The 12,788-nt window shown below is 68.4% G+C and carries 13 protein-coding genes; 7 read left to right on the forward strand and 6 right to left on the reverse strand.

What is annotated here, in order from left to right:
* Positions 1-43: 43 nt before the first annotated feature.
* Entirely contained in the window at positions 44-331 is a 288-nt protein-coding gene (locus AAW51_RS25640) for a hypothetical protein (RefSeq protein WP_047196886.1), read from the forward strand.
* An 11-nt stretch (positions 332-342) separates the two neighbouring features.
* On the opposite strand, the gene AAW51_RS25645 is transcribed toward AAW51_RS25640, so the two are convergent.
* The 4 genes from AAW51_RS25645 to AAW51_RS25660 form a co-directional block, all read right to left on the reverse strand.
* Positions 343-1,254 carry a ketopantoate reductase family protein gene (locus tag AAW51_RS25645; RefSeq protein ID WP_047196887.1) on the reverse strand — a complete coding sequence of 304 codons (912 nt, stop codon included), beginning with the start codon at positions 1,252-1,254 and terminating at the stop codon, positions 343-345.
* 23 nt (positions 1,255-1,277) lie between these two features.
* Positions 1,278-1,583 (reverse strand): NIPSNAP family protein, encoded by a 306-nt coding sequence (locus tag AAW51_RS25650; RefSeq protein ID WP_047196888.1) that lies wholly within the window; start codon positions 1,581-1,583, stop codon positions 1,278-1,280.
* Between the two features lie 146 nt (positions 1,584-1,729).
* On the reverse strand, positions 1,730-2,035 hold the full coding sequence (locus tag AAW51_RS25655; protein WP_047196889.1) for a hypothetical protein: 306 nt from the start codon (positions 2,033-2,035) through the stop codon (positions 1,730-1,732).
* A gap of 322 nt (positions 2,036-2,357) precedes the next feature.
* Positions 2,358-3,326 carry a CvpA family protein gene (locus tag AAW51_RS25660; protein WP_053013908.1) on the reverse strand — a complete coding sequence of 323 codons (969 nt, stop codon included), beginning with the start codon at positions 3,324-3,326 and terminating at the stop codon, positions 2,358-2,360.
* Positions 3,327-3,620: 294 nt separating this feature from the next.
* Between AAW51_RS25660 and AAW51_RS25665 the strand changes: the two genes are divergently transcribed.
* Complete coding sequence (locus AAW51_RS25665) at positions 3,621-4,112, forward strand: hypothetical protein (RefSeq protein WP_047196890.1); 492 nt, start codon at positions 3,621-3,623, stop codon at positions 4,110-4,112.
* Positions 4,113-4,164: 52 nt separating this feature from the next.
* On the opposite strand, the gene AAW51_RS25670 is transcribed toward AAW51_RS25665, so the two are convergent.
* Together AAW51_RS25670 and AAW51_RS25675 are read right to left on the reverse strand one after the other, a co-directional pair.
* A complete protein-coding gene (locus tag AAW51_RS25670; RefSeq protein WP_047196891.1) occupies positions 4,165-4,830 on the reverse strand; it encodes a glutathione S-transferase family protein in 666 nt (221 codons plus the stop codon).
* 58 nt (positions 4,831-4,888) lie between these two features.
* Positions 4,889-5,638, reverse strand: a complete 750-nt coding sequence (locus AAW51_RS25675) for an SDR family NAD(P)-dependent oxidoreductase (protein WP_047196892.1) — start codon at positions 5,636-5,638, stop codon at positions 4,889-4,891.
* A 282-nt stretch (positions 5,639-5,920) separates the two neighbouring features.
* Here AAW51_RS25675 and AAW51_RS25680 point away from each other — a divergent pair, with 282 nt between their 5' ends.
* The 5 genes from AAW51_RS25680 (at position 5,921) to AAW51_RS25700 (ending at position 12,732) form a co-directional block, all read left to right on the forward strand.
* Positions 5,921-7,432 carry a hypothetical protein gene (locus AAW51_RS25680; RefSeq protein WP_047196893.1) on the forward strand — a complete coding sequence of 504 codons (1,512 nt, stop codon included), beginning with the start codon at positions 5,921-5,923 and terminating at the stop codon, positions 7,430-7,432.
* Between the two features lie 401 nt (positions 7,433-7,833).
* A complete protein-coding gene (locus AAW51_RS25685) occupies positions 7,834-8,304 on the forward strand; it encodes a cache domain-containing protein (RefSeq protein ID WP_053013909.1) in 471 nt (156 codons plus the stop codon).
* Between the two features lie 93 nt (positions 8,305-8,397).
* Positions 8,398-9,957 carry a methyl-accepting chemotaxis protein gene (locus tag AAW51_RS25690; protein ID WP_047196894.1) on the forward strand — a complete coding sequence of 520 codons (1,560 nt, stop codon included), beginning with the start codon at positions 8,398-8,400 and terminating at the stop codon, positions 9,955-9,957.
* A gap of 259 nt (positions 9,958-10,216) precedes the next feature.
* Complete coding sequence (locus AAW51_RS25695; protein ID WP_047196895.1) at positions 10,217-11,746, forward strand: CoA-acylating methylmalonate-semialdehyde dehydrogenase; 1,530 nt, start codon at positions 10,217-10,219, stop codon at positions 11,744-11,746.
* An 89-nt stretch (positions 11,747-11,835) separates the two neighbouring features.
* Positions 11,836-12,732, forward strand: a complete 897-nt coding sequence (locus AAW51_RS25700) for an RNA polymerase sigma-70 factor (protein WP_047198311.1) — start codon at positions 11,836-11,838, stop codon at positions 12,730-12,732.
* The last annotated feature ends 56 nt before the right edge of the window (positions 12,733-12,788 follow it).

Consider the following 12,788-nt stretch of genomic DNA (forward strand, 5'->3'; position numbering starts at 1 on the left):
CGCCGGCATATGATCGGCACCATCGTTTCTGCCGGACCATACTGTGAAGCGACACATCGTCATCGGCATTGCCGCCTCCACCTGGGCCCTCGCCGCGGGCCCTGCCCTCGCCGGCCCGGCCGAGGCGGCCGCGTCGGCCGCCAGTGGTGCGTCGGCGGTGGCCGCCAAGACCGAAGCCGCCGTCGTGCGCGGCGCCAAAAAGACCTCTGCCGCGATCGAGCATGGCTACCGCAAGGCGGGCGCGGCCGTGCAGCGCACCGCCAGCAAACTCGGGCTGCCGACCGAGCCGGCTTCAGGGGCCTCTGCCCCTTCGGCCTCACCAGCGCCTTAGGGCCTGCCTGTTCAGACGGCGGCTTGCGCTGGGTGGCGCCCGGCTTCGACCAGCCGCACCAGGGTGTGCAACACACGGTTGACCGGCGTGGGCACCCCCAGCGCCGCGCCGCGGCGCAACACGTAGCCGTTCAGGTGGTCGATCTCGCTCGGCTTGCCGCGCGCCAGGTCTTGCGCCGTCGACGAAAACTGGGTCGGCATCGTGAGCGCGATGCGCCGCACCGCCTCGCGCGTGTCGCCCGGCACGTCGACGCCGGCCGCCGCCGCGACCGCCAGGCATTCCTGCACCACGTCAGCCATCACCGCCTCGACGCCGACACCCTGCACCAGCCGCCCATAAGGCAGCTGCGCCAGTGCCGACAAGGCGTTGTAGGCGCAGTTGAGGATGAGCTTGGCCCACAGCGCACCGACGACGTTGTCGGACACCTGCAGCGGCACGCCCGCAGCGCGGAACAACGCGACGATGTCGTCGCGCGCAGCCTCCGGCCCGATCACCAGCTCACCCCGCCCATGGTGCTTGACATGCCCGGGGCCGGCCATCTCGGTGGCCACGTACACCACCGCCGGGGCCACCTGCTGCCGCAGGCCCGCCTGCAGGCGCTCGGCGTTGTCGACGCCGTTCTGCAGGCTGAGCACCAGCGCGTCCGCGGCGAGGTGGGGTGCGATCTGTGCGCCGGCGCTTTCGGTGTCGGTCGACTTGACGCAAAACAGCACCAGCTGTGCGCCCGCCACCGCGCTCGGCGATTCACTCGCGTCGAGTTCGACGCGCGCCTGGAACGACTGGGTGTCGAGCCACAGGCCCTCGCGGCGGATGGCCGCGACATGCTGCGGCCGGCCGATCAAGGTGACGGCATGGCCCGCACGGGCCAGCATGCCTCCGTAGTAGCAGCCGACGGCACCGGCCCCCATCACGGCGATCTTCATGTGTTGCACTCCCACGTCTCGCGTCAGGGCAGCAGCGGACGGAAAAAGCTGCGCTCGTAGCTGACGATGCAGCGGGTCTCCTCGGCATACCGGAAGGCGGCCTGGCACTCCGGGTCGGCGAAGGACTGTTCGCGGTAGGTCTCGTACGCGGCGAAGGAGGGAAAAGAAAACAGCGCCAGCGCGATGTTGTTCGCGCCTTCGGACGGCAGGAAATAGCCGTGGTGGCGGCCGCCGAACTTCTCGACCAGCGGGATCCACAGGCGAGCGTAGTGCTCGAACTCCGTGGCCTGGTAGGGGTCGATGACGTAGCGGAGGTAGACGGAGATCAAGCGGGTTCCTTCGGTGACGTGGCGAGCACCGCCGTCAGCCAGCGCAGGCTGGCGTGGCACCGAAGTCTACGACCGCCCTGCGCCGCACGCCTCGCCACCGTGGGCCCGGCGCCGCATGCAGCGTCCCCGCGCCACGGCGCGAGCCCTCATTCGTTCCACAGGTCGAGACAGCGGCCCCGGAACACCGCGCACACATCATGCACGCTGTCGTCCTGGAACACGGCGGCCACCGCCTCGTCATGGTGGCGCGCCAGCACCACCATGGTTTTGAACGACACGCCGCGTGTGGCCAGTCGCACCACGACGGTATAGGGGGACGGACGCGCGGGCTCGACGGCGGCGCCCGTCCCCCCGACCTCACCGACGCCCGTCTCGACCACGGTCTCGGGCGAGCGGGTGTTGCGGTAGTCCATCTCCACGACTTGGCGTATGGCATCCCAAGGCGTCACCATGCACCTCTCCTTTCAAACATCAAACCTTCCGCACTGCAACGGCACCAACGCGGCCAGGTTCCACCGGCACTGTATGGGCCCCTATCGTTCACATCTGTACGTGGTTCCATCACTGTCAATGATTGCGGGGTCATGCCACGCGTCGTCAGGTCTGCGCAAGGAACTTGGTATCAGCGCCGCACACCGGGAGCCCGCGGGCAGGACAGGCGCCGCTGCAGCGCCCGGTGCAGCCTGTGGCCTCACCCCGCTCCGGCATTCTTGAACATCGGCCTCACCGTTACCTGTCCGGGCTTGCGCTGCACGTAATGGCGCGCCGGCTCGATCAATTGCGAAAGTTTTGCGTCACCATCAAGCCGTACTTGCCGCCGTCAACGATGCCGACCCCCAGCCGCCCGAAGGCCGGCCGCAAGATGTTGGCGCGGTGCCCTGGTGACTTCATCAAGCCCCGGTGGGCGCCTGCCAAGGTCGGCGCCAGCGCGAGGTTCTCGCCCGCCATCAGGAACCGCACCCGGCGCTGTCGCATGCGGTCGAACGGGTCCTGGCCTTCCGGCGTGAGATGCGAGAAATAGCCGCGGCCGAACATGTCGCGGGCATGGGCACGGGCCACCTCGGCCAGCTCCGGGTCGGCGGCCAGCGGCGCCAGGCCGGCTTCGCGGCGGGCCGCGTTGACCATCTCGAGCATCTCCACCTCGAGGTCGGGCCGCGCCCTGGGATGCGCGACCTTGAAGGGCAGGTGCACCAGCGCGGTCGACCCCGGCTTGATGGTCAGTTTGCCCAGCGACTTGTCGACCGCCTCCGCGAAGATGGGCGTGAGCTTCGATTCCATCCATTCGGCGCCCACCATCAATGGGCCGGCCAGCCGGCTCTGGCGCGCCAGGGACGTCAGCGGGTCGGACAAAGGCACGGCGAGCAACAGCACCACGACAACGGTGGCGTTGATCACGCCGCGTGCGGCCCCGGGGAGCACGCCGAGCAGATGGTTGGCCCGGTGTCGGTGCACCGAGGCCGGCAGGGCTCGCAACAGCCGGTGCGCCAGCAGCGTCATCGCGATGCAGCCCAGCCCGTAGAGCAGTAGAAAAGACAGGGGCGGCGCCCACAGGCCGATGGGCGGTGCGTGCACCTCCCACCAGGCGGCCGGATAGCGGTAGGCCCAAAACGCCAGTGCCAGACTGGCCGCGAGCACCACCAGTTCGAGCAGCGTGACCAGAAAGCCGCGCGTATAGCCGACCCAGACACTGACCGAGATGACCAGCGCCAGCAGCAGGTCTGCGGCATACATCGACAGCTCCATGCCACCACCTGCTGCAAGCCGGATTCCCACTCGCCGTGCTGTCACAATCCCTGTTCTGCAAGGGGTGCTAGTGGCCTGTCACCCTGGAATGGGAGGCGAGGGACACAACGACTTCCGATGCCAGGGTTACAGGCCACGGGTCACTACGAATCTACGGAGTTGTCGCTGCGACGGGCACGGCGATAAGCTGCCATGACTTGCCTGCCTACCCCGGCGCACCCGTCTGCCCCACGCCACAGCCCCCGTCATCAGAACACTGCGTCGCGAGGGAGGTATCGCGCGGAGAACTGCACGATGACCCTGTACGACTGCGCAGGCCCGGACCCCCTGGCGTTTGCGTCTTTCCCTGAACCCGACCCGGACCCGTTCCATGCCTATGACCGGTATCTGGAACTGGACCTGCTCGACCCGCGAGGGTTGGACATCGGCATGGGCAAGGCCGCCGTCGCCCTGGCCCGGTTCACGGTGCGCGACTGCGAGTCGCTCGCCGCGGCCCTCGGGTCGCGCGGCGCTCGCTGGCTGGCGCGCTGCGCCCGCTCGCTCGGCGGCGTCGACGAGCTGTGGTCGGTGGCCGTGCTGCTGCGGCTCAGCCAACACTGGGACGACAACGTCGCCACCACCGCACTCCAAACCCTGACCGGCAGCGGCCAGGCGTCGGCGGGCGACGGCTCACGGCAAATGCTCGAGGCGATCGGCAACCTGAAGCCGCGCACCGGTCATTTGGTGCACGTGCTGATCACGGCGTTGGAGCACAAGCTGAAGGCGCTGCCGGCCTCGACCTCTTAACGCGTCGAGGCCGCCCGGCGGCGCGCACCGCCTACACGCCGCCGTGGTTCATTCAGGCTGTGCTGGCGTCGCTGTCGGCCGCCCAGTGGCGCGCCCACACCGGCGCCACCGCCTCGTGCTGGTCGATGCGACTCAACACCGCCGCCCACTGCGGCCGCACGCGGCCCAGGTGGGCGCGGGTTCCGGCCCATCTCGACACCACGGCGGCGAGCAGGTCGAGGGCGCCGAGGCGGTCTCCGCTCAGGAAGGGCTGCGCCGGGAAGCTGTCGGCAAAGCGGTCCCACAATCGATGCAGCCGGGCGCGCGCGCCCTCGCGCACACGCTCTCGGTCTGCCTCGTCGGTGGCGGCGGTCCAGCGCTCGGGATAGTCGATGATGCCGATGGCCGCATAACAGTTCGCGGCCAGATAGACCAGCCCGCGGATGGCCTGCGCCCGGGCGGTGGGGTCGCCGGGCAGCAGACCGCTTTCGGGGTGGCGCAAACCGAGCTCGACCAGGATCGCGGCGCTTTCCGTCATCGTGCTGCCGTCGGGCCAGCGCAGCGCCGGCACCTGGCGCAGCGGGTTGACTTGCTGCAACTCGTCGAGGGCCGACTGCTCGTCCCACGACGCCGCCTCCACCTGTCGGAACGGCAACCGGGCCAGGCACAGGGCCGCCTCGATGGCGGCACTGCCGCTGCCCTTGTAGCCGTAGAGCACATGTTCTTCGCGAGAGTTCACGTCGTCGTCTCCTGGAAGTGTTGATGTGGCAGCCGCCCGCGGCGACACGCGCAGGCCGTCAGCGTGCGGTGTAGCCGCCGTCCACGGCGTAGAAGCCGCCGGTGATGAACGAAGCGTGCTCGGACAACAGGAATGCCACCAGTTCGGCCACTTCGTGCCGCTCGGCAAAACGGGGCATCGGGTGGCTGCCCGCCATCGCGGCGCGGTCCTCCTGTGGCGCCATTTTCATGCGCGGCGTGTCGACGTAGCCGGGCCCCACCGCATTCACCCTCACGCCGTGCTCGGCGTATTCGAGCGCCGCAGCCCGGGTCAGCCCGACGATGCCATGCTTGGCCGCGGTGTAGGCCGCCAGCCCCGGCACGCCCACCACGCCGTTGGCCGACGACATGTTGACGATGGCCCCGCCGCCGCTGCGCACCACCGCGGGCAGCTCGAACTTCAGGCCGAAGAACACACCGTCGAGGTCGGTGGCGATGACGTCGCGCCAGGCCTGCACCTCCAGGTCTTCGAGCCGTGCGCGCGGGCCGGTGATACCCGCGTTGTTGACGGCCCCGTGCAGTGCGCCGAACCGGCGCAGCGCGGCTTCGACGGCGGCCGCCACCGCAGCCGGGTCGCGCACGTCGGCCGCGATGGGCAAGGCGCGCTCGCCGGCCGGGTCGAGGCGCCGCGCCACCGTCGCGACGCCATCGAGTTCACGGCCCACCAACACCACGGCGGCGCCCCGCGCATGGAGGGTCTCGGCGACAGTCTCACCCAAACCCGTGGCGGCACCGGTGACGAGGAAAACCTTGCGATCGAATTCGTTCATGTCGACGTCCTTCTCAATGGCAGGCAGCAGCCTGGAATGGATACGCCTCAGGCTAGCGCGCGTCTGAGCCCAAACGTGTCACCAGTGACAAGCCGCTTCGACGCTGACATCTTGGCGGCCTCGAGGCCGTCTCACTACGAATCCCCGGACTTGTCCGCCGTGAAAGCCGGGCGATAAGCTGACCACTCGAGCGACCCGCTGTTCTCGTCGCATGGCATGGCATGCCGTTGCCATGCGGCACGGCCGCCCTTCTTTCTTGCGACCCCTGACACTGGAGACACGATGACCGCTCCCACCTCGCTCAACCCGGCGCAGGTCCATAACTACGTCGCGATGATCGAAACCACCTACCGGCAGCAGGGAGCCGCGGCCGCGGCGCGGCAGTTGCGCGAGGTGACCCAGCAGCAGACGCTGACGCAGCAAGACAAGCAGGCCATCTACAACGGCGTCGACGACAAAAAGGTGGTCGCCGGCATCGCGGACGACCTCGGCAAGCACGCCCACACCGACTTCGGCAAACAGAGCGGCGATGCGACGGCCGGGCCGATCGACACCCAGGCCGAATACGTGCAGGCGACCGCCGACATGGCCGGCGTGTTCGAGAACACGCAAGACAGCGGCGAAGCCCGGAGCTTCTCGCAAGACGTGTTGGACAGCATCCAGGTGCCGGCTGGCGCCCGGCAGGACCCGCAAGCCCGGCTGGGCCTGTTCGGCCAGAGCTTGAAGGGCGACCTGAAGCAGAACAACACCCAGTTGCTGATCGAGTCGGTCGCCTTCAGCCTCACCGACCCGAAGAGCGGCAACGGCGTGTTCCAGCTGTCCGGGGCCGAGCGCAAGGCCACCGTCGACGGCTTGCTGAAGACGGTCGAGGACACACCGCTGAACGACCTCGAGGTCACGATCGAAGATGGCGACACGCTGTGGGCGGTGGCCGCGAACGGCGACGTGCAGCGACGCATGATGACGCCCGGGGAGTGGCAGCGCGCCGAGACCGAGAACTGGAGCGCCGACCGCCGCACCCGCTTCGTGCTCGACCGGCTGGAAACCGAGAACGGCTACCACCGCAACCTCGACGACGGCCACGCCACGTCCGCCGCCTTCGACCCCGACACCGTCAGCCGAGGCGACAAGATCAAGGTCACGAACCACGGCACCACACTCGCGGTCGACACCGGCAACACCGCCGGCCAGGCCGCGCCGAGCCAGGACCAGAACGTCAGGCTCGATCCGATCCACCAAGGCGCGAGCAACATTGCGACCGCCTATCACAGCGACCCTGGCCGAGGGGTGGCGCTGTACCAGGACCTGACCCGGGACATGACCGCCGACCAAAAGGCGGAGATGAACCGCAAGCTGCTGGAGATGGACGGCCGGGCATGGGGCGAGGACATGCTCAAGGCGATGGGCGTGAGCGATCCCCAAACCGCCAAGCTGCTGGCCGGCCGGGCTCCCGACCCTAAGACCGGCAAGCCAACCGGCCGGAGCAACGTCGAAGCCGTCTACAAGGTCTACGTCGCCCAGGGCGGCGACCCGTCCAAGTTCATCCGCTACCTCAACGAGGTCAGTCAGGGCGGGACGGGCAAGGTCGAGAAACTGGTTTGGGGTGCGCAGGGTGTCATGGCCCACGCGAAGGACGGCAAGCCGCTCCAGCACAAGGACCGCGACGGCGCCCAGCACCACAACTGGGACAACACCACCGCCCTGATCGACCCGAGGCGCACCACCCCGCCCGAGAGCGTGTCGGGCTTCAAGTCGATGATGCGGTTCTTCGACATCAAGCCCATCCCCACCTGAGCCTTCGCGCTCGCCCTCGCCCACACGTGCGCGACCTCCCGCGCACGTGACGCCATCGTACGTTCTGCACCGCAGGCCGCTGGCTGCACGAGTGCCCGCAGTTCCGCGTGGCGCCCGCCGGCCCGATCCCTCGCCGCGGTGATGGCGGCCCTGACATCCAAGCTGTCGCCCGGTCCCGGACCTCGGCGCAGCCCGCCGCCTTCGTGCGCGGGAGTGCGATGTCCGCGCCGTCTGCATAGCAGAACTCCTGCTCCTGCGCAGCCACGGAAGCGCCTGCCCCGGCATCCCGAAACGCCAACTGCGCCAAATTTCTCACACCGGCGCCGCATAAGCACTTCACCTATGCGCCCACATGCCGAAACCCAAGGGGCCACTCCTACTCACTCGCAAGGAACCGATTCATGTTCAGCAAGTTCACCCGCACCGCCACCGTCGCCATCGTCGCCGGTTTTGTCAGCTTCGGCGCCATCGCCCAAGAACGCGGCACGAAAGATGAAGCCAAAGCCATGGCCGACGCAGCGGCTGCCCACGTCAAGAAGGTCGGCGTCGAAAAGGCCTTCAACGACTTCCAGACCGACAAGGCCACCTGGATCAAGAAGGACATGTACGTCTTCGCGATCGACTACACCGGCACCATCGTCGCCCACGGCATGACGCCCAAGCTGGTCGGCAAGAACATGGCCGAAATGAAGAACGACGACGGCAAGAGCTCGGTGCTCGAAATGGCGGAAGTCGCCAAGACCAAGGGCGCCGGCTGGTACCAGTACACCTTCACGCACCCGGCCACCAAGAAGGCTGAGAACAAGGCTTCCTACATCGTGAAGACCCCTGGCAGCGCCAACACCTTCCTCGGCGTCGGCATCTACCAGTGATCTTTCGACGGCCGGTGTCGGTGCTGAACGCACCGGCCACCGGCTTTTGATTTCGTACTCGTGCCTGGTCGCAACCCTGACAAGAAGCCTCCCATGAACAAGACGTTGGCCAACCTGCCCATCGGCGTCAAGATTGCCATCGCGCCCCTGCTGGTGGCGCTGTGCCTGTTGGGCGTCAGCCTGCAGAGCTACCTCGGCAACCGCGCCACCGAGGGCGACCTGTCGCAACTGACGCAGGACAGCATGCCGCGCATCCAGCTCGCCAAGGGCTTGATCGGTGAAGTGGCCTTCGTCGACGGCATGGTGTTGAAGGGCGTCATGTATGAGGAGACGGGGCAGACGCCGGTGCAGATCAAGCAGGTCGACGAGCAGGTCGAACGCAGCCTGACGCTGATCACCACGAATCTCGGCAAGCTGAAACAGCTGGTCGCCTCCGACGCCACGGCACTCGAACAAGTCCAACAGTCGGAAAAAGCTTTCGCCCTGTACCGCAAGTCGGTCGCCGACATCATCGACGTCAGGTCGGCCGGCGTGGCCACCGCGGCCGCGATGACCACCATCGCTGAAAAACACTTCCGTGATCTGCGCCAGCACCTGAACGCCCTCTCCGAAGGCTCGGTCGCCGCCAGCGTCCAGCAGTCCACCGCCGTGGCCGACCGCCTGCACGCCAACACGATGGGCACGCTGATCGCGACCGTGGCCGCCCTGTTGTTGTCCGCCGGTGCGATCGCGCTGTGCCTGCGTTTGATCCTCACGCCGTTGAGCCAGGCTGTCGCCGCCGCCAAGCGGGTGGCCTCGGGCGACCTGGTGCCCCATCACCTGGAGGTCCACGCGGACGCCACCGGCCAGGTGCTGGCCGCGCTGAACGACGTCACCGAGAAGCTCAACGGCATCGTCGGCGGCATCCGGCGCGCGTCGACCGAAATCGAGAGCGCCTCGACCGAGATCGCCAGCGGCAACCAAGACCTGTCGGACCGCACCGAGCGCACCGCCGCCTCGCTGCAGCAGACCGCGGCCGTGATCGAACGGCTCAGCACCACGGTGCAGGGCACCGCGGAGACCTCGCGGCTGGCCAGCCGGTTGGCGGCCGAAGCGAGTGACGTGGCAAGCCAGGGCGGATCGGCCGTGGCCGATGTGACGACGACGATGTCGGCCATCAACGAACAGTCGCGCCGTATTGCCGACATCACCGCCGTGATCGACGGCATCGCCTTCCAGACCAACATCCTGGCGCTGAACGCCGCCGTCGAGGCGGCCCGGGCCGGCGAGCAGGGCCGCGGCTTCGCTGTGGTGGCGCAAGAAGTGCGATCGCTGGCACAGCGGTCCGCCACCGCGGCCAAGGAAATCAAGTCGCTCATCGCCAGCTCGAGCGAGCGGGTCGAGGAAGGGACCGAGAAGGTGCAACGGGCTGGTGCGACGATGGAGCGCATCGTGCATTCGATCCGCCAGCTGGCCGATTTGGTCGCCGAGATTTCGAGCGCCACCGGCGAGCAAGCCGGCAGCATCGAGCAGGTGAACCAGACCGTCGGCGCGATGGAAGCCTCCACGCAGCAGAACGCAGCGCTGGTGGAAGAAGCCGCCGCGGCGACGCAAGCCCTGCGGCGCCAAGCCGAGGGCCTGGTGCACGCGGTCTCGGCTTTCCACATCGCCTGACCACCGACCCGAGGGCAGCGGCCGGCCCGACGGCCTCTGTCTTTCTCTTCGTCTCCATGACCCGCCGGCGGACCCAGGTCCGCCGGCTTTTCTTTTGGCGTTCGCGGATCGAAGCGCGCTCGGGCCGGCGGCGCGGCTCCAGGGCCGACAGCGCCCCGGATTGTTCAAGTCTTTGAACAGTCCCCTCACCGCAGAAGGGTTCTCAAAGCCCGCTGCCGCTTCTAGACTTCGCCCTCTTCCGCCTCAAGTAGGAACTGTCATGGGCGCTGCCGAACTCGCTTCCGTCCCCGCCATCGCCACCCGTCTCGGGCACTGGATCGGCGGGCGCCTCCACACCGCCCCGGGCGCGCGCACCCAGCCGGTTTTCAACCCCGCCACCGGTGACGTGGCCCGCCAGGTGGTGCTGGCCACCACCGCCGACGTCGATGCGGCGGTGGCCGCTGCCAAGGCGGCCTTCCCCGCCTGGGCCGACACCCCTCCGATCCGCCGCGCCCGTGTGCTGCTGCAGTTCCTCGAGTTGTTGAACCGGCACCGCGACGCACTGGCGGCCCTGATCACCGCGGAACATGGCAAGGTCTACAGCGACGCCCAGGGTGAGGTGTCGCGCGGCATCGACGTGGTGGAGTTCGCCTGCGGCATTCCGCAGCTGCTCAAAGGCGATTACACCGACCAGGTGTCGACCGGCATCGACAACTGGACGATGCGCCAGCCGCTCGGGGTGGTGGCCGGCGTGACGCCGTTCAACTTCCCCTGCATGGTGCCCTGCTGGATGTTCCCGGTGGCGCTGGCCTGCGGCAACAGCTTCGTCCTCAAGCCGAGCGAGCGCGACCCCTCGGCGTCGCTGTTCATCGCCGAGCTGCTGCAGCGCGCCGGCTTGCCCGACGGCGTCTTCAACGTGGTGCAAGGCGACAAGGTCGCGGTCGACGCGCTGATCGAGCACCCCGACGTGAAGGCGCTCAGCTTCGTCGGCTCGACCCCGATCGCGCACTACCTGTACGAACGCGGCGCCCACTTCGGCAAGCGGGTGCAGGCGCTCGGCGGCGCGAAGAACCACATGGTGGTGATGCCCGACGCCGATCTCGACCAGGCGGTCGATGCGTTGGTGGGCGCGGCCTATGGCTCTGCCGGCGAGCGTTGTATGGCGATCTCGGTCGCGGTGCTGGTCGGCGACGTGGCCGACAAGATCGTGCCGCGCCTGGCGGAGCGGGCCCGCCAGCTGAAGGTGGGCAACGGCATGGCGCCCGACGCCGAGATGGGCCCGGTCGTGACGCAGCAGGCCCGCGAACGCATCTGCGGCTACATCGACGAGGGCGTACGCAGTGGCGCGCAGCTGGTGGTCGACGGGCGCGGCCTGACCGTGGCCGGCCACGAGCGCGGCTTCTGGCTCGGCGGCACGCTGTTCGACCACGTGACCCCCGAGATGCGCATCTACCGGGAAGAGATCTTCGGCCCGGTGCTGTCGTGCGTGCGGGTGCGCGACTTCGCCGAGGCGGTGCAACTGGTGAACGCACATGAATTCGGCAACGGCGTGGCCTGCTACACCCGCGACGGTCATGTGGCGCGGGAGTTCGCGCGTCGCATCGAAGTGGGCATGGTCGGCATCAACGTGCCCATCCCGGTGCCGATGGCGTGGCACGGCTTCGGCGGCTGGAAGAAAAGCCTGTTCGGCGACATGCACGCCTACGGCGAGGAAGGCGTGCGCTTCTACACCCGGCAGAAGTCGGTGATGCAGCGCTGGCCCGAGTCCACCGCCAAGGGCGCCGAGTTCACGATGCCGGTGGCCAAGTAGCGACGGCGCGCCGGCACACCAGGCTGTCACAACTCGGGCGTGGGCGGCGTCTTATGCTGTCCTGCCACAGCTCGCTTGGTTCGCCCGTCATGACGCCTTCGTCCGCCGCACTCGATACCCACACCCACGCCTACACCGCGCTACGGCCCCGATTGTTCGGCATCGCCTACCGCATGCTGGGCTCGCGGGCCGACGCCGACGACGTGCTGCAGGACGCCTGGCTGCGCTGGCATCGCACCGACCCGACGACGGTGCAGTCGGTCGAGGCCTGGCTCGTGACCGTGGTGACGCGGCTGTCGATCGACCGACTGCGCGCCGCCAAGGCCGAGCGTGAAGCTTATGTCGGCTGGTGGCTGCCGGAGCCGCTGGTCGCGCCCGACGAGGCGACGCCGGAAGCGGCGGCCGAGCTGGCGAGCGATTTGTCGCTGGCGTTTCTGTGGGTGCTGGAGCGGTTGTCGCCCGACGAGCGCGCCGCCTTCCTGCTGCGGCAGGTGTTCGACCACGATTACGCCGAAGTGGCGGCCCTGCTTGGCAAGAGCGAAGCCGCTTGTCGCCAGATGGTGCACCGGGCCAGCCAGCGGGTGCAGCAGGAGCGGCCCCGCTTCGAAGTGCCGAAAGACGCGCATCGCCGCCTGCTACAGAAGTTCGTGCAGGCGGCGCGCAGCGGCGAGCGCGAGGCGATCAAGGCGCTGCTCAGCGACGACGTGCAGGTGATCGGCGACGGCGGCGGCAAGGTGCCGTCCTTCCTGCACGTGGTGCGCGGCGCCGACCGCATCGCCAATCTCTACTGGGCCGCCGCGAAGCGCCATGCCCAGGACGACTGGGTCTACCGCATGGCCCAGATCAACGGCGAACCCGGTTTGCTGCGGTATCTCAACGGCCGTTTGGAATCGGCCCAGGCGTTCGTGAGCGACGGCGAGCAGATCCTGGCCATCTATGCGGTGCGCAATCCGGACAAGCTGGCCGGCATCACCTCGCCCGGTTGACGGCGGTTGTCACGCGCGGCCGGTCTGCTGCGTCTTGAGAGGGTGAACGCCGCACG

This window comes from Caldimonas brevitalea, assembly GCF_001017435.1.
GTDB lineage: Bacteria > Pseudomonadota > Gammaproteobacteria > Burkholderiales > Burkholderiaceae_C > Caldimonas > Caldimonas brevitalea.

Excerpts from the sequence above, each read along its gene's own strand:
- AAW51_RS25645 (WP_047196887.1), bottom strand. The coding sequence starts at position 1,254 with ATGAAGATCGCCGTGATGGGGGCCGGTGCCGTCGGCTGCTACTACGGA.
- AAW51_RS25655 (WP_047196889.1), bottom strand. The coding sequence starts at position 2,035 with ATGGTGACGCCTTGGGATGCCATACGCCAAGTCGTGGAGATGGACTAC.
- AAW51_RS25660 (WP_053013908.1), bottom strand. The coding sequence starts at position 3,326 with ATGGAGCTGTCGATGTATGCCGCAGACCTGCTGCTGGCGCTGGTCATC.
- AAW51_RS25665 (WP_047196890.1), top strand. The coding sequence starts at position 3,621 with ATGACCCTGTACGACTGCGCAGGCCCGGACCCCCTGGCGTTTGCGTCT.
- AAW51_RS25675 (WP_047196892.1), bottom strand. The coding sequence starts at position 5,638 with ATGAACGAATTCGATCGCAAGGTTTTCCTCGTCACCGGTGCCGCCACG.
- AAW51_RS25680 (WP_047196893.1), top strand. The coding sequence starts at position 5,921 with ATGACCGCTCCCACCTCGCTCAACCCGGCGCAGGTCCATAACTACGTC.
- AAW51_RS25685 (WP_053013909.1), top strand. The coding sequence starts at position 7,834 with ATGTTCAGCAAGTTCACCCGCACCGCCACCGTCGCCATCGTCGCCGGT.
- AAW51_RS25690 (WP_047196894.1), top strand. The coding sequence starts at position 8,398 with ATGAACAAGACGTTGGCCAACCTGCCCATCGGCGTCAAGATTGCCATC.
- AAW51_RS25695 (WP_047196895.1), top strand. The coding sequence starts at position 10,217 with ATGGGCGCTGCCGAACTCGCTTCCGTCCCCGCCATCGCCACCCGTCTC.
- AAW51_RS25700 (WP_047198311.1), top strand. The coding sequence starts at position 11,836 with ATGACGCCTTCGTCCGCCGCACTCGATACCCACACCCACGCCTACACC.